Raw genomic sequence first — 23,184 nt, 5'->3', positions numbered from 1 at the left:
GTGTATCACCCCTTTTTTCATACACTCCCCATATGTGGATGGTGTGATGTGGCCGTTACAGGCATTTTCCCGGCATTAAACCAAACCGGTTTCAATTTCGGGATGTGCACAAATGGTAAGACGGCCAAAAACGCTTGTTGCTGATCTGGGTATGGCGACCCCGGCAAATGATGACGTCGCGGCCGGGCTTGCAACACGCGAAGTCGTCTTGCACGGGCCATGCGTGGTATCAGGCATCCAAAGCCGTCACGCCGAAGAGATTGTCTTTGTGCGTTCCGGAACTGTCCTGGTCAGTGATGGCGACGGAAATGTATATGAAAGCCATGACGGCTGCATTTCGATCCTTCAGGGGCAGCGTTACCATCTTCATGTCAATGCGGGCCAAACCGCCAAGCTTTTGATCCTTGCTGTGCCGTCTGTTCAGGATCCGGAACAGTTTTCTGCCTTGCAGATCGCCAAGACCAGAGTTCGCGATATGATCCTGAACGAGAAGCTTAAGTGACCTGTAATCACCTATCCAAGGGTGCAATGATCCTTTCTCCTGACAATTCCTGACAGCAGATACGTGCCAATGTGCATTGGGCGTTTCTTTCTGATCCGTGCTTGTTTATGACTGTTGCATATCACGCAAAAACAACACGGGGTCATCATGAGTTTGATCTTTGACGCGCCTGCACCGACGACCATTCCGGTTCAGGGCACCGACGACGTTTTCCCGGTAAATCGCATTTTCTGCATCGGCAAGAACTATGCCGAACATGTCCGCGAAATGGGTTCCGATCCTTCGGACACGCCGCCTTGTGTCTTTATGAAACCAACTGACTGCCTTGTGGTCGGAAATGGTGATTTGCCATACCCGTCGGGCACGGAAGACCTGCATTACGAGGGCGAACTGGTGGCTGCGCTTTCCAAGGGGGGCAAGGATCTGGATCGTGCTGCCGTTGAAGATGCGATTTTTGGCTATGCTGCCGGTCTTGATATGACGCGTCGCGATGTTCAGGCCGGTCTCAAGGACCGTCGCCTGCCATGGGATATGGCAAAATCATTTGATGGCTGTGCGGCCATTTCCGCCATCAAGCCCAAGGCCGATGCCGGCAATCCGCATGCGACAAACCTGAAATTGTCGGTCAATGGCGATGTGCGCCAGAACGACACCACGGCGAAAATGATCTGGCCGGTGGTGGATGCGTTGGTGCACCTTTCGACCCTGATCGAACTGAAACCGGGCGATCTTTTGTTTACCGGAACGCCCGAAGGCGTTGGCCAGGTTGTCCGCGGTGATCGCATGGATCTGGTGATTGCAGATGTCGCGGAACTGTCTGTGATCTTGAAATAGACCCTTCAGGGGATCGTGGGGCAGGGGCCCATCCTCAATCGAGCAAAAACGGAGCCCGTTTTGAAAATCGTAAGCTGGAATATCAATTCCGTCCGACTGCGTATTGAACAGGTCATCAAGTTTCTGAATGATCAGCAGCCCGATGTGCTGTGCTTGCAGGAACTGAAATGCCCCGATGAGCATTTCCCGCATGATGCCTTTGAGGCGGCTGGTTATGTTCATCGCCATAACCACGGCATGAAAAGCTATAACGGGGTTGCGATCATATCGCGCCTGCCGTTTGTCGAAACCGACATCAAGCATTTCTGTGGCAAGGAAGATCGCCGTCACTGCATGGCAAAGTTCGAAAATGGCGTCGAGCTTCATAACTTCTATATCCCGGCTGGCGGGGATGAACCCGATCCGGCAATCAATGAAAAGTTTGCCCACAAGCTTTCCTTCATTGATGAAATGACCAACTGGTGGGGGGAGCGTCGGGCAACCGATCCCAACCGCAAGGCTGTTCTGGTTGGTGATTTCAACATTGCGCCATCGGAAAATGATGTCTGGTCGCACAAGCAGCTTCTGCGCGTGGTCAGTCACACGCCGGTAGAGGTTGAAATCCTTGAGAAATTCCGCCAATCGGGCGATTTCATCGATGCTGTCCGCGAAGTGGTTCCCGAACCCGAAAAACTGTTTAGCTGGTGGAGCTATCGCGCACGCGACTGGCGGGCAAGCAACAAGGGCCGTCGACTTGATCATGTCTGGATGACGCCAAACATGGCTGGAACGGTGCGCACGGCATCGGTTTATGACATTGCCCGGGATTGGGAAAAACCATCGGACCACGCACCCGTTGTGGTGGAATTCAATCTCTGAACACGCAGATTATCCGAGATTTCAAAACAGCGGATCAGGGAAGCCTAATCCGCTGTTTTGTCATGTGAAATAACTTGATTGTCTGGCCGATCAGCGCAACTCTTCTGGTTGAACGAAACCGGATGCGTACCCATTTGCACCCTAAGGGTTGAATTTCGCGTATTTTCGGTGAGGCACTACGCAGGAAACGGGCAATGAAAAAGATACTGATTGGTCTGGCCGTGATCATCGTTTTGGTCGTCGGGGCCCTCGTCTATGTTTACGTCAATCTTGATAACATCGTGAAATCCACCATCGAAGAGGCAGGCACGCGTGTGACGCTGGCCGATGTCGCGGTTGACGGTGTGTCGATCGAACCGACGCAAAATACCGCGGCGATCAACGGGCTTGTGGTCGGCAATCCGGACGGGTTCAACTCTGATTATGCGTTCTCGCTTGGTAATATCTCAGTCCGTCTTGATGGTTCGACCCTGACCAGCGACACGATCCGTATCATCGAAGTGGTGGTTGATCAGCCAAGTGTCATTTACGAACTGGGCAATGGCAGTTCGAACATCGCAACCATCCAGCGTAACGTCGAAGCCTTTGTCCAACGTGTTTCCGGTCCGACCGGTGCGGGTGGCGCTGATGGTGCCACATCTGGCGACGATGCCGCGGGTGGAACCAAAATCATTATCGACAATGTCTATGTCCGCAACGGTGATGTTGGCGTTTCGGCCGACTTCCTGCAGGGCAAAAAGCTGTCGGCCAGCCTGCCGGAAATTCATCTGACCGATGTGGGCAAGGAAGAAGGCGGCGCGACCCCGGCCCAGGTTGCCGGTGAAATCCTGACGGCGATCAACACCGCCGTCTTCAAGGCGGTTTCAAGCTTGAATGTCGATGGCCTGTTGCAGGGCGTCGGTGACCTTGGCAAAGGTGTCGTCGGTGCCGTTGGTGGCGCTGCAAGTGGCGGTGGCACCAAACTGAAAGAAGGTGCCGATGCGCTTGGTGGCGCGGTCAAGGGACTGTTTGGCGGTTCCTCGGACTAGGTCATCGTATGATCGTCTTGATCTGATGTGATGTTCGGCCCGATGGATTTGTTTTTGATCCATCGGGCCGCTTTGTTTTTGGCGATTGCGTGATCAAATCAAAAGGACAGGCCGCGAGACCGGATGCCTGTCGATTGTGAATTTTCTCTATCCCACTGCTTTTTTTCATGAATTTGACTTCTATATATCTTGGGTTAGGGATAGTTATATCCACAATCTGTGTTGTCTTGGGGCTTCGACCATGGACGTGAGGTGGATCGAAATTCGGGGTCAGGTCTGTTGATCTGATTATGACAAGAACGGCATGGAACAGGACGGGCCACAAGGCCCGCCATATGGCCCGGCAAGACATTGGGAAAAATGTCGGCAGGGCCGAAAAAAATAGAATGGGATTGGGATCCCGATAGTCGGTCAGATCAAGGAGTAACACCGATGAGAGCCAAACTGCTTGCCGTTGTATCCGCCGCCGCCTTTCTGAGCGCGTGCGCGAACATGAACATTCCCGGAGTGCGCGATATGGCCGACCAAGGATCGGCTTTTGACGCAGCTCTTCACCAGAATTATGCAGATCTTGCCCAGGCAGAATATGACGAGGCAGACTGGGCCGATGCACGTTATTTCACCAACCGTTCAAAGACTGCGGCGATGGGCATGGATTCCGGTCCGCAGGCAATTGCCGAACGTAACCTGCCCGAAGGTTCCGAGGCCGAGGTTGAAGTCGCCCGGGCTGACCTGATGACGGCCCTTGAGGCCGGTGGCCGTGAAAAGGCTGCCAGTGCCGCTGCACGCGCACAGAGCAGCTTTGATTGCTGGTTGCAGGAACTCGAAGAAAACATCCAGCAGGAAGACATTGATAACTGCCGTTCGGCATTCTATCAGGCATTGGCCATCGTACAGGCCGAACTTGATACCGGCCCGGCCCCGATGGCCGCCATGTCGATGCCGGTTCCGATGAATGTCTATTTCGGGTTCGACAGTGCCGCCATCGATAGCAAGGCGATGTCTGTTGTGAACGGTATTGTCGAGGCGTATGGCAAATATGAGCCGAAAATGATCAGCCTTGTTGCCTATGCTGACCGTGCCGGTGATGCGATGTATAATGACATCCTTGCCAAATCGCGCGTTGATGCGGTGGTCAAGGCATTGCGTGATGCGGGTGTTCCGGCAAGCAAACTTGCAATCAGCATCAGCGGCGAGGCCAATGTGCCGGTTTCAACTGCTGACGGCGTGCCCGAACAGGGCAACCGCGTTGTGACGGTTACTTTCGAAGACGGCATGTAAGCACGTCAAACTAAAAAGGGGATTTCATCCATGCGTCTATTGATTGCACTTCTTCTGCCCTGGTTGCTTTTCTTTACCATCGGGCGTCCGATTGCCGGTGTTATCTGCCTGATCTTGCAGATCACGTTGATTGGTTGGGTTCCGGCAGCAATTTGGGCCGTTTACGCCCTCAGCCAGTATAACACCGACAAGAAAATCAGCAGCGCCATGGGTGGCGGTCAGGAATGATCGCTGCGGTTTGCCAAATGGCAAACAGCAGCGATCCCGACATCAGAAGGCAGGCTTTCGAGCCTGCCTTTTTCTTTATCTGAGTAGATCCAGCCCCCAGAACGCCGGGCGGATTGCCTAGTGCAGTTTACGGCGCACTCCGCCGATAAACCGGCCAATCAGCCGGGAGATGATAAATCTGGTCAGAAAAAACGTCACCGCACTGGCAACAGACGGCCAGTACCACGCCTGTATTTCCGGGCGCGTGCTTTGATCAACCAATCCATAGATGACTGCGGCAAGTGCGCTGGCGGCGAAAAACGCCGTTCTGCGTCGATAGCGGGCAATAAAAGAACCGAGGAGCCACATCGCCTAGTGCTGTCCGCCACCGATGTCACGTGCAAGGCGGGCGGCAAAATCATCGGTCATACCTGATACGTAATCGAGAATGACCAGGTAAAGATCATAAAGCGACGCCCCGATGGGCATGGCATCATTGCCGATCAGTTCACGCACCCGTCCGGTTCGATAGGAAATATCGGCTTCTGATTGTGCGTGATGCACATCAAGGGCAGTTTTGCAGAATGTCTCGAGCAAGGTTTCAAGATGGGCAAAGGCGCCGACCTCGATCTGGACCTTGCGGCGGTTCAGAATGATCTGCTTTTCGGAGAATGACTTGGCCTGCGCGATCAGGTCGTTAAAGGGCCCCTTGGCACATGCCAGAAGATCTCCCTTCCATTCGCCAGCCAGAAGCGCCTCCTCGTTCGCGACAAAGGCATCAACCAGTGCATCAAGAACACCGGCAATGATTTTACCCCGAAGGAAGGAAATCTTGCGGCTGATATTGGGTTCTCGGTCGTACTCGGCCGGCAGGTCATCGGTGATGCAGGGCAGCAGCATCTTTTCAAGAATAGCGAAATCTACAAGTTCCAGTTCAACGCCGTCCTCGATATCAATCAGGGCATAACAAACATCATCAGCAGCCTCGACCAGATAGACCAGCGGGTGACGGCAAAAGGCCTGATCGCCGGTGCGGATCAACCCGGTGGCATCGGCGACTTCTTCAAGCAGGCCGAATTCCTTTTGAAAGGCGCCGAACTTCTTTTTCTGTGGAAAAGGACTTCCGGCGGCTGACCACGGGTATTTCAGGAAGCTTGCCAGGGTTGCATAGGTCAGGCGCATGCCACCGTCGTACAGACCGGTCCGTTTGTTGGTCAGAAGGCGGAAACCCTGGGCATTGCCCTCATATGTTGTCAGATCGGCAAACTGTGCCTCTGTCAGGCCTTCGGTGAATTTGGGGTTTGCGTCGACAAACCATTGGCGGATGGCATATTCCCCGGCGTGACCAAAGGGCGGGTTGCCGATATCATGACAAAGTGCCGCTGCCTGCACGATGGCGGCCATATGGTCGGGCTCAATCGCGTCGGGCAGGCTGCCCTTTTCATGCAGGCGGTTTCCGACCATCAATCCCAAAGACCGGGCAACACAGGATACTTCCAGACTGTGGGTCAGGCGGGTGTGGACGTTGTCATTTTCCGGCAACGGATGAACTTGCGTTTTGCGCTGCAAGCGGCGAAAGGCCGCCGAAAAAATGATCCGGTCATAATCCTTGTGAAAATCGGACCGGCCAAATGTACCCACACTGGAATGACGCGACCCAAGCCGAGCTGCAGATAGCAATTGCTGCCAGTTCATCATCGCTGTCATCGTATTTCGCACCTTCCGGTCGGACTTCAGTTCTTGGATATCTGGGATGTTTATGCCGGGTTTTAGTAAATAAGCATTTTAAATTCTGCACAGAAGCAAAAGAAAACGGCGCATCTGATGACGCGCCGTTTTGCAAAGATCGGGCCTGTGGGGCGATTAAGCGCCCAGACCTTTTTCCATTACAAGATCAAGGCGACGGGCAAAGCTGACCGGATCGGGCAGGGCTTCGCCTTCTAGGATGCGGGCCTGATCAAGCAACAGCAGGGCTGCGTCATGAAGGATCGGGGCCTTGGCATCCTTGGTGGCAATGTCAGACAGCTTTTTGATCAGGCTGTGCTTTGGATTGATTTCAAGGATACGCGGGCTGATTTCATCGACACGGTTGTGCTGTTTCATCAGGCGTTCCATGCGCAGATCCATGCCCATTTCATCGGCAATCAGACAGCAGGCTGAACTGGTCAGGCGATCTGATTCCCGAACGTCCTTGACCCCGGTGCCAAGGGCAACCTTGATCGCGGCAATCAGGGCACTGACCGATGCCTCATTTGCGGCATCATCCTTTTTCTCGTCCTTGGCGTCATCCTTGTCATCGGACTTGATGTCGTTCAGGTCGGCACCGCCACGGGTAACCGACTTGAAATCTTTGCCATCAAACTGGCCGACAGACGGCATCCAGAATTCATCAACCGGATCGGTCAGAAGCAGGACTTCGATCCCCTTGGCAGCAAAGCCTTCAAGCTGCGGGCTGCGTTTAAGGGCGTCGATATCCTCGCCACTGATGTAATAGATCGCCTTCTGGCCGTCTTTCATGCGTTCGACATAGTCGGCAAGCGTGGTCCAGCCGTCACCATGGGTCGAGCGGAACCGGGCGAGTTTGAGGATACGATCACGGTTGGTCTGATCTTCGTACAAACCTTCCTTGACGACCGAGCCAAAGTTTTCCCAGAAGGTTTCATAACCCTCGGCATCTTTCTTGGCCGCGGTTTCAAGTTCGGAAAGGACCTTTTTGGTCAGGCCGTTCTTGATCTTGGTCAGAAGCGGATGGTCCTGCAACATCTCGCGCGAGACGTTCAGTGGCAGGTCCTGACTGTCGACCACGCCGGATACGAAACGCAGCCAAGGCGGCAGCAATTCGTTGGCACCTTCGGTGATGAAGACCTTGCGGACATAAAGCTTCAGATGGCCTTTGCGCTGCGGATCATAAAGGTCAAACGGGCGCATGGTCGGAAGATACAGCAGACCGGTATATTCAATCGCACCTTCTGCCTGATAGTGGATGGTTTTCCACGGATCATCAAAGGCGTGCGAGGTATGCTTGTAGAATTCCTTGTACTGTTCGTCGGTGATCTCGCTTTTCGGGCGGGTCCAGAGTGCGGATGCCTCGTTCAGCGTTTCATCACCGTCGCCCTTCATCAGGACCACCGGAATGCCAATATGGTCGGAATAGGTTTTGACGATATGGCGCAGACGATTTTCGTCTGTGAATTCCTTGTTGTCATCGGTCAGATGCAAGGTGATCTGGGTGCCGCGGCCTTCCATTTCGGCATCAGTGATGGTGTATTCGCCCTTGCCGTCAGATGACCATTTCCATGCCTGATCATCGCCGGCCTTGCGGCTGACGACTTCGACCTTGCTCGCGACCATAAAGGCGGAATAGAAACCGACCCCGAATTGACCGATCAGGTCGACATCCTTGGCGTTGTCGGATTTCGAAACGGCATCCAGGAACTTGGCGGTACCGGAATTGGCAATGGTGCCCAGGTTTTCGACCAGATCTTCCTTGTTCATCCCGATCCCGTTATCGGCAATCGTCAGAACATTACGGACATTATCTGTCAGAAGGCGCACCTTGAAATCGGCATCACCAGCGAGCAAATCCGGTTTGGCAATCGCCTCATAGCGCAGCTTGTCGCACGCATCCGAGGCGTTGGAGATCAGCTCGCGCAGGAAGATGTCCTTGTTGGAATAAAGCGAGTGGACAACGATATCGAGCAGTCGGCTAACCTCGGCCTCGAACCGCATTTTTTCTTCCGTCATGACCTCTTTTTTCTCCTTTGTTTCAAGCGTCTGTCAGCCTCCTCCGATATTGGCAGAAGGACCGACACCTTAACGGGGTGAACTTTAAACCGAGCTTGATATGCGTCAACGCATCTTGCAGCGCAAGTCTTGTATCCTAAGTATAAATATAGAGGCTTTAATAACAGGGGCGCACGCCACATTTTGGAAGCGTTCCTGAAAGTTCCCGAGCAGCAAAAGTGCTAGGGTAATCGGCAGGGTGCAACGCCCTGTCTTGCGTCCAAGGCTTTACACAGGAGGCCGTACCATGAAGGTTCCCGTTCAAATCACCTACCGTGATGTTGATCAGTCTGATGCGCTGGACGAGCGCATTCGTTTCAAGGTGCAAAAACTGGAAGAAACCTTCGATCGCATGACCAGTTGTCATGTTGTAGTGGAACGCCCGCAGGCATCTCATAACCATGGAAACCGTTTTGCCGTGCATTTCGGCATCAATGTGCCGGGCAAGGAAATCATGGTGAAGCGCGACAGTGCCGATCATGCCCATGAAGATGTCTATATCGCGCTGAAAAACAGTTTTCAGGCCGCACGTCGGCAGCTCAAGGAATATGCCGACAAGATGCGCAACCACTAAGGTCACTGAATACGTTTGAAAAGGAAGCGGGGCGACCGGATGGTCGCCCCGCTTTATCGTGTGGTGGCACGAGGTGGTTGGAAAATGTATCAGCCCGACACCGCCGGGGTTGGGGGATTTAAACAGTGCCGGACTGATACGGGGGGTGAATCGACCGGGGAAGTCGCTTCAGCCACGGAGAGGACGTGCGTTACGCAATCGCCTCAAGAAGATGGTGTTTGCTTTGCGGGTAACGCGCATCGCGCAGCGCGCCAGCCCACCATTTGAAGTCGGTCATCATGTGATGAAGGGCGTTATTCGTGCCTTCGAGGTCTTTTGGCCGACCGGTATCATCGAACTTGTCCCAGGCGTGGGCAAAGCTTATGACATCGCGCATGGTCACCGCATGCAATTCGGCAAAGACAAGACGCAATTGTTCAACGGCGCGCAAACCACCTGACATTCCACCATAGGATACAAACCCGACGGGCTTGCGTTTCCATTGTTGCTTGGCGGCATCGATCAGAAGCTTTAGCTCACCGGTAAAGCTGTGATTGTATTCCGGGGTAACGACGATAAAACCATCGGCCTCAGTCAGGGCAGTATGAAGGTGCGCGACCGCAGGGTGATCAGCGCCAACATGGGCCGCAGGCAGGTTCAAAACAGCGGGATCAATCGTATCAACAGAAAGTTCGTGATCCGATTTTAGGGTTTCAACGACCCAGGTCCCGACCGTATCGCAAAAGCGACCTTCACGCGCGCTGCCAAAGATGACGGCGATATTAAATGTCTCTTTCACGGCGTTCTCTCCTTGCCAATTTCGCTTCAATGAGTAAGGTTCTAAAACCTCAACTAATGTTAAGGTCAAGCGCGTTTTGGAACTTTTTCAAGGCAGGCAAGGGGAGCAGGGAAAATGGCAGAAAAAGGCGTGTTGCAGCGCTATCTGAGCGTCGGAGAAGTCGCAAGTCGTTGCGGCATTGCCGTTTCGGCGGTGCATTTTTATGAACGCAAAGGTCTGATCAGTTCGATCCGGACCGACGGCAACCAGCGCCGTTTTCACCGCGGCGTGTTGCGCAAACTTGCCATTATCAAGGTCGCGCAGAAAACCGGTATTCCACTGTCGGAAATCGGTGCGGCGCTCGATAAGCTGCCTCCCAATACCGTGCCGACCATCAAAGACTGGGAAAAGCTTTCATCGCAATGGCGCGATGATTTGAATGAACGCATCGAACAGTTGACCCGTTTACGCGATCAGCTGGGGCAATGCATCGGGTGTGGTTGTTTGTCGATCGCGGCATGCCCGTTATATAACCCCGCCGATGCTTTGGGACGGCAAGGCCCTGGCGCGCATTTGCTCGAGAGTGGGCGTGTGTAACCCTATCACCCACTTTTTTTGACTTGGATGGATTCACCAATTGTCCATTTGTACTGCCGCGACCACTTGGTAATTGCATCGTCCAATGTTTTAAGGCAGTCGGGTGCTTTTTCTTGAAGCTTGCTGTAGTAGGTTTCATGGAACTTAATATAGCTGCGATCACAACCAAGCGAGTCCATAGGATCAACGACCGTCACAATTTCGAAGAATGAATGGTTATCATAAGGGCTTGAAAGTGCACAGGCACACAGCGCTGTGCAAAACATTCTTATCCCTTTTTCTGCGTCGGGCGGGATATCAATTTTTGACTCGCGAACAAGGTGTGAAATTAGCCCCCACATGCGTTTACTTGTTCCACTTGGTCCTGAGAGTAGACCCAGTTTGTCACCGATTGCTTTGCCGTAATATTCCGCAGCTGTGCCAGATGGACTTTCGACAACCAACTGGTTCATCAAATAGCCACGGATATAGAGCTCCCCGCCGATTTGTGGTTGCACAATCGGACTTACCGACCCCGCTCCGGCGATACATTTAAACAGATCAAGGCGTGAAAATGCCCCCGTTTCGTTAGACGTTGGCGGTGCATCTGCATACCATCCAGGGATTTGGGATAAATCGTCAGGTTTTTTAGTTTTTTTCGAGAAAATCGGATCGTTGATATTTTGCGTAATTGACCTGTTCAAGCTAGATGTCGATCGCCAGCGCCCTTCGATGTAGCCTTTTATATGTGGGCTGACACTGTCCCAACTTTTGGACCATGGTTTTTCATCATACTGAGCCGCCGTCTTGCCAAAAGGACCTGCTGTGATTGGCTTGCCATCAAGGTTCAGGTAGGCCTCACTAAAGAAAGCCTTTCGCTTGTTCGTGCTATCACCATCGACAAAGCGCGCGAGATGGAAGAACTTGCCCAAAAAGTTCTTGTCCTCCCCCCGGACTACGCCCGAATAATTGTGGTAGTCGACCTTTGGCATCAAAGATGTAATGTCGGTGATACCTGTGTTAAGTAGCTTGTAGGCAAATGAATCAATGTTTGCCAGTGCCCGCCATTCATTAATCACAGACGATTCGTTTTGCGCATTTGCGAGGGCAGTCTCATATTTTTTTGAGTCTAGAAGCGGCATCGGAAATGTCCTTAGTTACCTATTTCTCTTGGCGATACATGCGCCAATGACGGCGAGGCGCGTCAAATGGACCAAGACCGATATTAGGTAGTCCTGGTTTGTGCTGGTCGATTTTGGGCATCAACTCGTTCACCCACTTGTAGTTCCATTGTCCATCTGAAGCAGGCAAAGCGGGTTTGACGTCTGGGTTTCTCGGGTCTATCGGCTTGGTATCTGCGGTAGGCTCCCAAACGTCTCCACTCGGATTTATGACTTGCTCAATTTTCTTGAGGGCCGTGGTTGCGCTTCCCTCGTTGTTTTTTAAAATCTCGGCGATTTCCTGAAGTTTGTAGAAATTTGCCCAGTCCTGGACGGATGGATCGGTTTCACTCGCCTGGTTTGTCTCAGTTGTTTGGTGTGTTGTGGTCGGGCTTTTCTTTGAATGTTGCATGTGGGCCTCAAAACTTGCGTAACCATTTCGCAGACGCGGTTTGCAGCCTTCTGTGACAAGACAACTTCAACGAAGTCCGAAATGGCTCGATAAAAGTCACATGCCGCTAAGTGCGGTGGTTGCCGCCCTGTAGCATTGCTTGACATTCCTTCTAGAGGTGTGTTGAAAGGCCCAATGATTGCGATGGCCCGGATCATTGGGCTGTCGATTGGAAAAGTTTGATGCAGATTTCAACCCGAACCGGTCCTCGTATCCTTGCCATATTGGGGCCGACCAACACCGGCAAGACCCATCTCGCCATGGAACGGATGTTGGCACATACGACCGGGATGATCGGGTTCCCGTTACGGCTTCTGGCGCGCGAAAACTATGACCGCGCGGTCGCCAAGGTCGGCAAGGGTGCGGTGGCATTGATCACCGGCGAAGAACGCATCCTTCCGAAAACTGCGCGTTATTTCCTGTGTACTGTCGAAGCCATGCCGGTCGCCAAGCAGGTTGATTTCCTGGCGATTGATGAAATCCAGATGTGTGCGGACCCGGAACGCGGTCATGTCTTCACCGACCGGCTTTTGCATGCGCGCGGACGTCATGAAACCATGTTCATGGGGGCGGAAACCATTCGTCCAGTGATCCGCAAGCTGGTTGATAATGTCGAATTTGATCGCCGGGAGCGGTTTTCGACTCTGACCTATAACGGGGCGAAGAAAATCCAGCGCCTGCCGTCCCAGTCGGCGGTGGTGACATTTTCAGCCCAGGAAGTTTACGCCGTTGCCGAACTGGTGCGCCGTCAGAAGGGCGGGGCAGCTGTGGTACTTGGCGCGCTGAGCCCGCGCACGCGTAACGCCCAGGTCGAGATGTTCCAGAATGGCGAGGTCGAACATCTGATTGCGACGGACGCAATCGGCATGGGCTTGAACCTTGATCTCAACCACGTGGCCTTTGCCGCGATGAGTAAGTTTGACGGCAAGTTCAATCGTGGCCTGACCGCGGCTGAAACAGCGCAGATTGCCGGTCGTGCCGGGCGGCACATGAATGATGGCACGTTTGGGGTAACCGGAAATCTTTCGGGGATTGATCCCGACATTATCGAACAGATCGAAGAACACGAGTTCGAGCCGCTTGCAAAAGTGTTCTGGCGCAACGCGCGACTTGATTTTCGCACCGTGGATGCGCTGCAGAAATCGCTGCGCCGGCGGTCGGATGACCCGACCCTTATTTTGGCGCGCGAACCGGTTGACGAGATCATGCTCGATCATCTGGCGCGCAACGAGGACGTCGCACGCATCGCAACCGCCCCGGATCGGGTGCAATTATTGTGGGAAATCTGCCAGATTCCCGACTTCAGAAATATCCATACCGATGCCCATCCGAGGCTGCTAACATCTATCTATCGCTATCTTGCGAAACCCGGAAGCAAACTGCCCATTGACTGGTTGGGCGAACAAATCTTGCGTCTGGATCGTTATGATGGTGATATTGACCAGTTGTCATCACGTTTGGCAGGTATTCGCGTCTGGACATATGTATCGCATAAGCATCACTGGCTCGAAGATGCCAATCATTGGCAGGAACGCACGCGGGCCATTGAGGACAAGCTCTCAGATGTGCTACATGAACGCCTGACCCAAAGGTTCGTTGACAGACGGACCTCGGTTTTATTGAAAAGTCTCAAGGACAAGTCTGAACTCATGTCTACCATCACTGCGAATGGTGAAGTACAGGTCGAAGGTGAATTTGTCGGCCGTCTCGACGGATTCCGTTTCATTGCTGATGAAACCGATGCTGCTTTTGAAGGCAAGGCGATTGCCAGTGCCGCACGTCGCGCGTTGACCGGCGAAATCGCCCAACGTGTCAAACAACTTGAAACTGACGAAGACGACAAGTTCGCAGTAAACGGCCAGCTTCAGGTGCTGTGGAACGGTTCGCCGGTTGGTGTGCTGAAAAAAGGTGACACGGTTCTGTCGCCCGAAGTTCAGGTCATCGACAGCGAGTTCTTTGACGGTCCGACCCGCGAACGGGTACGCACCCGTCTGCAGAATTTCATCAATTCCCATATCGAAACGCGCCTTAAAATGCTGACCCGTCTGCGCGACTGTCAGCTGTCCGGGCCGATTCGCGGACTTTTGTTCCAGTTGAACGAAGGTCTGGGCTGTGTGCCGCGTTCGGAACTCGAAAGTCTGGTCAAGGACCTGTCGGACGAAGACCGCAAGGCACTTGCCAAGCTTGGCGTGCGTCTGGGTGTTGAAACCGTCCATGTGCTCGATGCGCTCAAACCAGATCCGGTTGAGCTGCGCGGCATTCTGTGGGCGGTTGCACGTGAACTTGATGCCCTTCCGGAACTGCCGCCGGCAGGCCGGACCTCGGTCCCCAATGACCGTGCGAATTCCAAGGGCTTCTACCTGGCTGCCGGTTACATGCCGGTTGGCCCGCTTGCTGCGCGTGTCGACATGCTTGAACGTTTTGCCGCCCTTCTGCGTCAGAAGGCGCGTGAAAACGATGGCAAGGTGCGCCCGGATCCTGATCTGCTGTCGCTTTTGGGCTGCACGGTCGAACAGGCCGAAGGTGTGTTTACCGCACTTGGCTGGCGTGCCGAGGTAACCAAGGTCAAGAAATCCGAACTTGAAGCCAAGGAAGCTGAGAAAAAGGCTGAAGAAGCTGCCAAGGCAGCCAAGCCTGAGGAAGCAAAGCCTGAAGCGGGCAAAGCCGAACCTGAAACCGCAGAGGGTTCCGAGGCGGCTGCAACCGAAGCCAAGGCTGATGCCCCGGCCGAGGAGCCAGCCGCACCGGCTGAAGCAAAGGCAGAACCGGCAGAGGTTGCTGCGGATGCGTCTGCCGAAGCAACTTCGGAAACGCCGGCGGTTGAAACCGACGCCGATGGTGACGAACTGGTCGAAGTCAAATACTTCGTCCGTGTTGATCGTCGCAAACGCGGTGGCGGACAAAACCGTGGTGGTCAGCGTGGCCCGCGTCAGGAAGCCCGTGGTGGCGGCAAAGGTGGCCCGAAAGGCAAGGGCGGCAATCGTCCGAACCAGGGCGGTGGCAAAGGTGGCCGCGGTGGCAAGCCCGGTGGTGGCCGCAATCAGGCGCCGGAAAAAGCCAACCAGATCAATGAAGATTCGCCGTTTGCCAAGCTTAAGGAAATGCTTGAAGCCAAGGGCTGATCGTTTCAGATATCATGTATCGAGCGGCGACCCTTGTGGGTCGCCGTTCTGCTTTCCAACTGTATAATATCCCGTTGATTTCAGGAAATCGGTGGCCGTGAAGGAACAGGCAGAGAAGCTTCGTATTGATAAATGGCTTTGGCATGCGCGGTTTTACAAAACCAGATCGCTTGCCAGCAAGGCTTGCCAAGCCGGGCATATTGTTCTGAATGGTCAGTCGGTTTCCAAGGCCAGCGTCACGGTGGTTGCCGGTGATCGCCTGCAGTTCTTTCAGGGGCCGCACCTGCGCGTTGTCGAGGTTGTCGCCCTTGGTGAACGACGCGGCCCAGCGCCCGAGGCCCAGGCGCTTTATGCCGATCATTCCCCGCCGCGAACACCCAAAAAGGAAGTTGCGTCGGATATCCGTACCGCCCCCTTGGCCGAACGCGAAGCGGGGGCAGGGCGCCCGACAAAGGCCGAGCGACGGGCGTTGGATCGCTTGCGCGGTGATGGCAGTAATGAATAGTATGTGCGGGTATCGTTGATATGTATCCCATAACTGACCCGTGCCCGTTTACACCGGGTGGAATGGATCACATCAGGTTGTAATCTCGTCACGATTTTCTTGCTTTGGCTGGTGCAATCCGGTATGCATCCTATCTTATTGTATATATCCCCCACTTTGGGGTGGTAAACTTTGTCAAGATCTGGAGCTTGCCTGCGTGATGAGACGTCGGTCTCGATTGAATATCGGTACATTGTCGCACTTGCGCACCGGCCGTTTCGCACTGTTGATCACAGCGTTGGTGATCAACCTGCTGACGCTTGCGCTGCCGATTACCCTTTTGCAGGTCTATGACCGGGTCCTGCCGCACAGTTCCATCCCGACACTGACCCTTTTGATTTTCGGGGTGCTGGGCGCGCTTGTGCTTGAGGCGATCCTGCGTCTTGGCCGGGCTTATATCTCCTCGCTCTCGGCGGCAAAGTTTGAACATTACAGTTCCCAGCAGGCGGTCGGACATTTGCTGTCGGCAAGCTTGACCGACTATGGCAAAACCGCACCGGGTCTTCATCTGCAACGCCTTAACAGCCTGAATATGCTGCGCGACTTCTATTCCGGGCAGGCAATTGGTGCGGTGGTCGATCTGCCGTTCATCATCTTGTTCCTGGCCCTGATTGCAGTGATTGGCGGTCAATTGGTGCTTGTGCCGCTGGGCATTCTTGCGGCCTTCCTTTTGACCGCGATGTTCCTGGGCCACCAGTTGCGTGGCGCACTTGATGATCGCAGCCAGTCCGATGAACGACGCTATAACTTCATCATCGAAACCCTGACGGGTATTCACACCATCAAATCGATGGCGATGGAAAACCTGATGATCCGCCGTCATGATCAGCTCCAGACACAATGTTCGGGTGATGATCTGCGTGCCGCACGCTCTGCCCACACAGCGGTCAATGCCAGCGCGACCTTTTCGATGCTGACCATGGTACTGGTGGCTTCTGTCGGGAGTGTTTTTGTGATTAACGGGACTTTGACGGTCGGTGGGCTTGCTGCCTGCACGATGTTGTCGGGCCGTTCGATCCAGCCACTTCAGCGTGCCATGACCCTGTGGACGCAATTCCAGAACATTCGTGTTGCGCGTCAGCGCGTCAACGAGCTGTTTGAAATCGAAGAAGAAGACCAGCTTGGCGCGGCGGAAATGCCACTGCTTGATGGCAAGATCGAGTTGCGCAATGTCGCGTTTTCCCATGCGGATGGCAAAAAGATCTTCGAAAACCTTGATCTGGTGGTGGAGCCGGGCGATTCCATCGCCATTACCGGCGACAACGGAACGGGCAAAACCACACTTTTGTGGCTTCTGATGGGGGCCTTGCGCCCGGATCGGGGGGAAGTGCTTCTGGATGGCAAGGACCCGGCCGATTACACCGCCGAGTCCACCCGTCGTCAGATCGCCTATTTGCCGCAGCATGGTGTGATGTTCAAAGGCACCATCCTTGAAAACATCACCGGGTTTCGCAAGGAAATCGGCGTCGACCGCGTGATCGAGATTTCGCGGCGTCTGGGGCTTGATGACATCGTCATGCGCATGCCCGAAGGCTATGACACGGAAGTTGGTGGTCAGGCCTCCGAAACCTTGCCGCGCGGTGTAAAACAGCGCATCGCGGTTGCCCGTGCCCTGATTGATTACCCACGCATTGTGCTGTTTGACGAAGCCAACAGTTCGCTTGATATGGCGGGTGACAACATCATGACCAGCCTGATGGTGGAGCTTAAAAAGCACTGCACGCTGGTGATGGTGTCGCATCGCCCTTCCCTGATTGCCATGGCCAACAAGCAATACCGTCTGATCGACAAGCATCTTGTGCCTGTTTTGCGCCGCACGAATAAAACTGCCGATTCCGCCAAAAATACCGGCACCCGGGCAGCAGCGGGGTCGAAGGCATGATGAAAAAGCTCGAAAACATGGACTATGCGATGAACTATCGGATGGGGCTGGAAAGCACCGATGCGCTGTCCGATTTTGACGCATGTGTCTGGCCGCTGCTTCAGGCCTTGGGATGGCGCGGATTGCCGCGTCAGGTCGCAGAGGCCCTGCCACATATGGATCAGGCGCTTGATCTGACCGATTTCCGCAATGTCATGGCGCATCTGAATTATCAGTCGCGCGAAATCGACGCGACGCTTGACCTGATCGACGAACGCCTGATGCCGTGCCTGTTTGTCCCGGACGAGGGAACGGCCCTTGTCGTGATCCGGCCCGAAGAAAACGGTGTGCGCGTCTTTGATGGTGGCACGGATCGGGAAATGGTCATCAGACTATCGGCCCTTCCGGGCAAGATTTATCAGTTCTCGGCGGCGGATCGTCGTGAACGTTATCTTGAAGATGATAAGCGCGGCTGGTTTGGGGGTATTGCCGACCGGTTTTCGGGGCTGCTTCATCAGTTGCTGGCGATGACGTTTGTTTTGAACATCCTGGCACTGGCGACCCCGATTTTTGTCATGGGCATCTATGACCGGGTCATCGGCACGCGATCGATCCCGATGTTGATCCAGTTTTCCATCGGGATTGGCATCGTCCTGATCCTGAGCTGGGTTTTGCGCACACTTCGCAGTCAGATCGTCAGCCACTTCGGTGCGCGCCTTGATACGCTTGTCAGTGGTGCCATTTTCGAACGGCTATTGTCCTTGCCGCCGGCCTTTACCGAACGTGCGCCGGTGGGGGTGCAGATTTCGCGTATTCGCGACTTTGAAAGCGTGCGTGAATTCTTTACCGGACCGATGGCCCTGGTGATCATGGAAATGCCGTTTGTGCCGCTGTTCCTGATTGTCATGTTCTATCTTGGCGGCTGGCTGGCATTGATCCCGATTGCATTGATCGGTGCGTTCGCACTGATCGGCATCGTTGCGTTTCCGATTGTTGCACGCCGTGTTTCCGAACTTGGTCGTCATGGTGCCAACCGTCAGGAATTCCTGGTCGAGACCGTCGGAAAGATGTCGGCACTGAAATACACCGCATCCGAGCAACGCTGGTTGGCACGCTTTCGCGATATTTCCGCTGATACGGCCTATTCCGGCTATCGGGTGGCGATGGTCAATAACGTCATCAATACATTGGCCCAGGTTCTGATGATCACGTCCGGTGCCCTTGTGCTGGCCTTCGGCGCGCAGCGGGTGATGGAAGCCCAAATGAGTGTCGGTGCACTGGTGGCATCGATGATGCTGGCCTGGCGGGTTCTTGGCCCGATCAATCAGGCGTTTCTCGGCATGCCGCGGCTGGCGCAGTTGCGCGGCAGTGTGCGCCAGATCAACCGCCTGATGACCATTGCGCCCGAAGGGGACCTTGTCCCACGTTCGGTCGAACAACATCGCTTTGATGGTGCCGTGACATTTTCACGGGTCAGTTTCCGTTACAGTGCGGATTCCGATCCGGCTCTGGTGGGGGTCAATTTCGATATCAAACCGGGGCAGGTGGTTGCCGTGGTCGGGGCGAACGGGGCGGGAAAATCATCGCTGATCAAGCTGATTGCCGGGATGTATCAGCCGCAGGCGGGGGCAGTTTTGATTGATGGTGCGGATATCCGCCAGATGGACCCGCAAACCTTGCGTCAGGCCATTTCCTATGTGCCGCAGGATATCGAGTTTTTCCGTGGGTCGATTGCGCAAAACCTGCGTCTGGCCAATCCGGTCGCAACCGATGACGATCTGCGCATGGCCTGTATGTCAGCAGGGATCCTTGATGACGTCGAAGCCCTTCCCAACGGGTTCAAGACCCGTGTTGGTGATCAGCATTCGTCCCGCTTCTCGGCCAGTTTCCTGCAACGACTTGCGCTGGCGCGTGCGTTTGTGCGCGAAGCGCCGATCATTTTGTTTGATGAACCCACCAATGGTCTCGACCAGCGGGCCGACCGTGCCTTCCAAAGCACGATCAATCGTCTGCGGGGCGGTTCGACCATTTTCCTGATTACCCATCGACCAAGTCATCTGGATTTGGCGGACCGCATTCTTGTGCTTGAAGGCGGCCAGTTGCGCGGCGACGGGCCGCCCGCACGGATCAAGCAGCAAGTGATAGACGGAGGCTACCTATGAACGAAGCAGCAGTTCAGGATACTGCGATCCAGCGGTTCCGGCGATCCCGGCGCATGGCGCGGTATTTGTCGCACGCGGTCCTGCTTGAAGAAGGCGGGATTTCCGTCTTTGTGCGATCTGCGATGGTGATGCTTTCGGTTGGCTTCCTTGCCTTGATCGCATGGTCTGCGACCACCGAAATCAAGGAAACTGCGATCACATTCGGGCAGGTCATGCCAACAAGTGCGGTCAACAAGATCCAGCATCTTGAAGGCGGCATCATTGAACAGATCATGGTGCGCGATGGTGACCTTGTGGAAAAAGGGCAGGTTCTGATCCGTCTCAAGGCCGACGGGGCGCAGGCGGAACTGTCCCAGACCGAAACACGGCTTGGCAACTTGCAGCTTGAAGCCGAACGTTACCGGGCCCTGGCCGAGAGCCGCGAACCGGATTTCACCACCCTGATGGTGCAATATCCGGAACTTGCGCAGAATCAGGATGAGATCTATCGCATCCAGACCGAGCTTGATGCCAACCAAAGCGAAATCCTTGAGGTCCAGATCAAGGAACGCAATGCCGAACTGGCCCAACTGAGCGAGCAGGAAGCAACCCTTCGCAAATCGGTTGATCTGCTGAGCCAGGAAGTCACCATGCGCCGTTCGCTCTATGAGCAGGGGCTTAATTCCAAGGTGTTGTTTCTTAATATCCAGCGCGAACTGAACGAGGCCCAAGGCAACCTTTCGGGTGTGATTGCCGAAAAGGCGCGGGCGCGTGAAACCATCGCCGAGGCAAATTTGCGCCTGAACGAGCTTGAAAAAACACAACGCGAAGAGGCCATTACCGAACTTGGACGTCTGGGTGGCGAAATCGCCCAGGCCCGCGAAGCGCTTCGCAAATTGCGGGACCGTGTGAACCGGCTTGAAATCATTGCGCCCACGCGGGGCTATATCAAGGGCCTTCAGTTTACCACGATTGGCGGGGTGATTGCCCCTGCACAGGTGGTGATGGAGCTGGTACCGGTTGATGATGTTTTGATCGCCGAAACCCGGATTTCGACCGAGGATATCGGCCATGTTCACCTTGGGCAGCCGGTCACGGTCAAGGTCAGTGCGTTTGATTTCATCCGCTATGGCGGGATTCAGGGTGAATTGGTATCGATATCGGCCTCTACTTTTGTTGATGAAGATGGACGTCCGTATTATAAGGGTAAAGTTGCGCTGGAAGCCGATGCAGTTGGCGAAGGTGCGGCAGCTCAGAAGATCATACCCGGTATGACGGTTCAGGCCGATATACAGACCGGGGAGCGGACCCTTCTTCAATATCTGTTGAAGCCGGTCTATGTCTCGCTTGATCAAGCGTTTAGCGAACGCTGAGCAATTTTGGTCCCGCTGGAAATGGTACTCATTTCTACTGCCTGGCCGTACATTTCGCTGGTTGCTACCAGTGAATCTATACTATGGTATAGAAGTGTGGGATGAGCCTATCCTGTTCCGCACTTTACGGAGAATGGGTTAGATGGCGGACGACGCGCGCGATACTGAAAATTCCCGCTCTGACGAAGGTCGGAGTGATCTTGACCACCAGGCCTCGACAGAGGATCTGGAGCGTTCGCTTGGTCAGGATGGCGAGGGTGATGAACTGGTCGAATTGCATGACGACCAGGACAGTTCCGCGCGTCCGCAGGAACAGGAACTGGGATCGGTTCATTACGGTACCCAGATCCGAAATCCGCAAGGCGAGGAACAACAAGCTTTCCAGCGCCAGAATGCCGCTGCCCAGCGCCAGGAACGTGCGCAGGCCAGAGAAGCCACCGAACAACAGACCATTTCCTTGAACGAAGCAGCCGAGATTGAAAACAATCTCGATACCGGCGCTGACACATTCCAAAGCAATCTTGGATCAGACGGGGCAGATGACCTGTCCCTGCAATCGGAGCCGAGCACGGTTGATTTGCCGGAAATTCCGCTTGCGACCAATGATACCAATGCCCTGCGCGGTGACCGCGACGAACCTGGCCCGGGCACGGACGAGGGTCTTCGGCCCGATTTCATTCCAACTGTTGAACAAGCAGCAGCTCCAGAAGCCGCGGTTGCCGAAGACGAGCTTGAAGAAGAAGACGAGCTTCTTCTTGAGGATGAACTTGATACGGAGGACGAGCTTGAGGTCGAAGACCCCAAGGTCGCTGATGCGCCGTCTCTGAGTGCGGATGATGTCACCGGTGCTGAAGACAGTGCCATTGCCCTTGATCTGTCGGCATCGCTTAATGACCTTGATGGCGGCAGTGAAACGCTCACCATCACGATTTCCGGTTTGCCCGACGGGGCTGTTCTTTCGGCTGGTACCGATAATGGCGATGGTACCTGGACCCTCACGCCCGGACAGCTGAGCGGTTTGACCCTGACGCCGCCGGATAATTTCAGCGGATCGATTGATCTCGACATATCGGCAACCAGTCGCGAAGCCAATGGCAGTGTTGCGACAACAAATGCCAGCTTCACCGTTGACGTCACCGGTGTCGCGGACGGCGCAACGCTTGATGTCTCCGACGCCAGTGGTACTGAAGACAGCGCGATCGCGCTTGATATCGATACCGAACTTCTGGATGGCAGTGAAAACCTTTCGATCACCATTGAAGGTGTGCCAGATGGTGCAACGCTCTCTGCCGGGACGGATAATGGGGATGGCACCTGGACGCTGAGTTCGGATCAACTCGAAGGCCTGAGCATCACGCCTGCGGAAAACTTCAGCGGCGAAATCGATCTTTCGGTTTTGGTTTCGACCACCGATGGTGATGATACCGCCGTTGTGATGCAAAACCTCACTGTTGACGTTGAAGGCGTCGCCGATACACCGACGCTAGATATCAGCGATGCATCCGGCAATGAAGATGGTGCGATTGCACTTAATATTGATGCGGGCCTGACCGACAATTCCGAAATACTCACCATCACGATAAGCGGCGTTCCGGATGGTGCATCGCTGTCTGCCGGGACTGACAACGGTGACGGGACATGGACGCTAAGCTCTGAGCAGCTTGCAGGACTGACGATCACCCCGCCTGAGGATTTCAGCGGATCGTTTGACCTTGGCGTGACGGCGACTTCGGCTGACGGCGAAGATGTCGCGACGACGACCGGTTCGATCTCTGTTGATGTCACGAGCGTTGCTGATGCCCCAACGCTGGATTTGTCTGATGCTTCCGGAAACGAAGACAATGCCATCGCACTTAATATCGATGCAGGCCTTACGGATTCCAGTGAAACCCTGACAATTACGATCTCCGGCGTTCCGGAAGGTGCTGCCTTGTCGGCTGGTACTGATAATGGTGACGGCACGTGGACGCTGAGCTCTGAGCAACTTGAAGGGCTGACGATCACGCCAGCGGAAGACTTTAGTGGTTCTTTCGATCTTGGTGTAACGGCGACTTCGGCAGATGGATCGGATGTTGCAACAACGACCGGCTCAATCACCGTTGATGTTGCGGGCGTTGCCGATGCACCGACGC

Annotated in this window: 19 protein-coding genes; 14 read left to right on the top strand and 5 right to left on the bottom strand. The window is 54.6% G+C overall.

Going from position 1 to position 23,184, the window contains the following annotated elements; genetic code table 11:
- The first annotated feature begins 112 nt into the window (after positions 1–112).
- From AUQ41_RS04900 to AUQ41_RS04875, 6 genes are all read left to right on the top strand, one after another.
- Complete coding sequence (locus tag AUQ41_RS04900; RefSeq protein WP_063087023.1) at positions 113–502, top strand: hypothetical protein; 390 nt, start codon at positions 113–115, stop codon at positions 500–502.
- 147 nt (positions 503–649) lie between these two features.
- Positions 650–1,336: a fumarylacetoacetate hydrolase family protein gene (locus tag AUQ41_RS04895; RefSeq protein WP_063087022.1), complete on the top strand. Its 687-nt coding sequence runs from the start codon at positions 650–652 to the stop codon at positions 1,334–1,336.
- Between the two features lie 60 nt (positions 1,337–1,396).
- A complete protein-coding gene (xth, locus tag AUQ41_RS04890) occupies positions 1,397–2,194 on the top strand; it encodes an exodeoxyribonuclease III (protein ID WP_063087021.1) in 798 nt (265 codons plus the stop codon).
- Positions 2,195–2,388: 194 nt separating this feature from the next.
- Complete coding sequence (locus AUQ41_RS04885; RefSeq protein ID WP_063087020.1) at positions 2,389–3,222, top strand: hypothetical protein; 834 nt, start codon at positions 2,389–2,391, stop codon at positions 3,220–3,222.
- Between the two features lie 432 nt (positions 3,223–3,654).
- A complete protein-coding gene (locus AUQ41_RS04880) occupies positions 3,655–4,503 on the top strand; it encodes an OmpA family protein (RefSeq protein ID WP_063087019.1) in 849 nt (282 codons plus the stop codon).
- Positions 4,504–4,533: 30 nt separating this feature from the next.
- Complete coding sequence (locus AUQ41_RS04875; RefSeq protein ID WP_008890077.1) at positions 4,534–4,731, top strand: YqaE/Pmp3 family membrane protein; 198 nt, start codon at positions 4,534–4,536, stop codon at positions 4,729–4,731.
- Between the two features lie 351 nt (positions 4,732–5,082).
- On the opposite strand, the gene AUQ41_RS04865 is transcribed toward AUQ41_RS04875, so the two are convergent.
- Together AUQ41_RS04865 and htpG are read right to left on the bottom strand one after the other, a co-directional pair.
- Complete coding sequence (locus tag AUQ41_RS04865; RefSeq protein ID WP_232308311.1) at positions 5,083–6,417, bottom strand: deoxyguanosinetriphosphate triphosphohydrolase; 1,335 nt, start codon at positions 6,415–6,417, stop codon at positions 5,083–5,085.
- Positions 6,418–6,573: 156 nt separating this feature from the next.
- Complete coding sequence (htpG, locus tag AUQ41_RS04860) at positions 6,574–8,454, bottom strand: molecular chaperone HtpG (RefSeq protein WP_063087017.1); 1,881 nt, start codon at positions 8,452–8,454, stop codon at positions 6,574–6,576.
- Between the two features lie 286 nt (positions 8,455–8,740).
- On the opposite strand from htpG, the gene AUQ41_RS04855 reads away from it, so the two are divergent.
- Positions 8,741–9,067 (top strand): HPF/RaiA family ribosome-associated protein, encoded by a 327-nt coding sequence (locus tag AUQ41_RS04855; protein ID WP_008890082.1) that lies wholly within the window; start codon positions 8,741–8,743, stop codon positions 9,065–9,067.
- A 190-nt stretch (positions 9,068–9,257) separates the two neighbouring features.
- Here AUQ41_RS04855 and AUQ41_RS04850 read toward each other — a convergent pair whose 3' ends face one another.
- Positions 9,258–9,845: an NADPH-dependent FMN reductase gene (locus AUQ41_RS04850; protein ID WP_063087016.1), complete on the bottom strand. Its 588-nt coding sequence runs from the start codon at positions 9,843–9,845 to the stop codon at positions 9,258–9,260.
- Positions 9,846–9,959: 114 nt separating this feature from the next.
- Between AUQ41_RS04850 and soxR the strand changes: the two genes are divergently transcribed.
- Positions 9,960–10,421: a redox-sensitive transcriptional activator SoxR gene (gene soxR, locus AUQ41_RS04845; protein WP_063087015.1), complete on the top strand. Its 462-nt coding sequence runs from the start codon at positions 9,960–9,962 to the stop codon at positions 10,419–10,421.
- Between the two features lie 5 nt (positions 10,422–10,426).
- Here soxR and AUQ41_RS04840 read toward each other — a convergent pair whose 3' ends face one another.
- Together AUQ41_RS04840 and AUQ41_RS04835 are read right to left on the bottom strand one after the other, a co-directional pair.
- On the bottom strand, positions 10,427–11,542 hold the full coding sequence (locus AUQ41_RS04840; RefSeq protein WP_063087014.1) for a hypothetical protein: 1,116 nt from the start codon (positions 11,540–11,542) through the stop codon (positions 10,427–10,429).
- Positions 11,543–11,561: 19 nt separating this feature from the next.
- Positions 11,562–11,972, bottom strand: a complete 411-nt coding sequence (locus AUQ41_RS04835; protein WP_063087013.1) for a hypothetical protein — start codon at positions 11,970–11,972, stop codon at positions 11,562–11,564.
- Between the two features lie 221 nt (positions 11,973–12,193).
- Here AUQ41_RS04835 and AUQ41_RS04830 point away from each other — a divergent pair, with 221 nt between their 5' ends.
- The 6 genes from AUQ41_RS04830 to AUQ41_RS04805 form a co-directional block, all read left to right on the top strand.
- Positions 12,194–15,133 carry a helicase-related protein gene (locus AUQ41_RS04830; protein ID WP_063087012.1) on the top strand — a complete coding sequence of 980 codons (2,940 nt, stop codon included), beginning with the start codon at positions 12,194–12,196 and terminating at the stop codon, positions 15,131–15,133.
- A 97-nt stretch (positions 15,134–15,230) separates the two neighbouring features.
- Entirely contained in the window at positions 15,231–15,638 is a 408-nt protein-coding gene (locus AUQ41_RS04825) for an RNA-binding S4 domain-containing protein (protein WP_063087028.1), read from the top strand.
- 199 nt (positions 15,639–15,837) lie between these two features.
- Entirely contained in the window at positions 15,838–17,559 is a 1,722-nt protein-coding gene (locus AUQ41_RS04820) for a peptidase domain-containing ABC transporter (RefSeq protein ID WP_063087011.1), read from the top strand.
- Positions 17,556–19,700, top strand: a complete 2,145-nt coding sequence (locus tag AUQ41_RS04815; protein ID WP_063087010.1) for a peptidase domain-containing ABC transporter — start codon at positions 17,556–17,558, stop codon at positions 19,698–19,700. Before AUQ41_RS04820 ends, AUQ41_RS04815 begins: the two co-directional genes overlap by 4 nt.
- Positions 19,697–21,052 carry an HlyD family type I secretion periplasmic adaptor subunit gene (locus tag AUQ41_RS04810; RefSeq protein ID WP_063087009.1) on the top strand — a complete coding sequence of 452 codons (1,356 nt, stop codon included), beginning with the start codon at positions 19,697–19,699 and terminating at the stop codon, positions 21,050–21,052. The genes AUQ41_RS04815 and AUQ41_RS04810 overlap by 4 nt, the downstream gene beginning before the upstream one ends.
- Before the next feature lie 142 nt (positions 21,053–21,194).
- Positions 21,195–23,184 (top strand): hypothetical protein (locus tag AUQ41_RS04805; RefSeq protein WP_198155615.1); only part of this gene is annotated, 1,990 nt, incomplete at its 3' end.

It is taken from the genome of Thalassospira sp. MCCC 1A02898, from assembly GCF_001618185.1.
GTDB classification, from domain to species: Bacteria; Pseudomonadota; Alphaproteobacteria; order Rhodospirillales; family Thalassospiraceae; genus Thalassospira; species Thalassospira tepidiphila.
The sequence above is the reverse complement of the archived record's forward strand: the minus strand, read 5'-3'. Positions and strand labels throughout refer to the sequence as shown.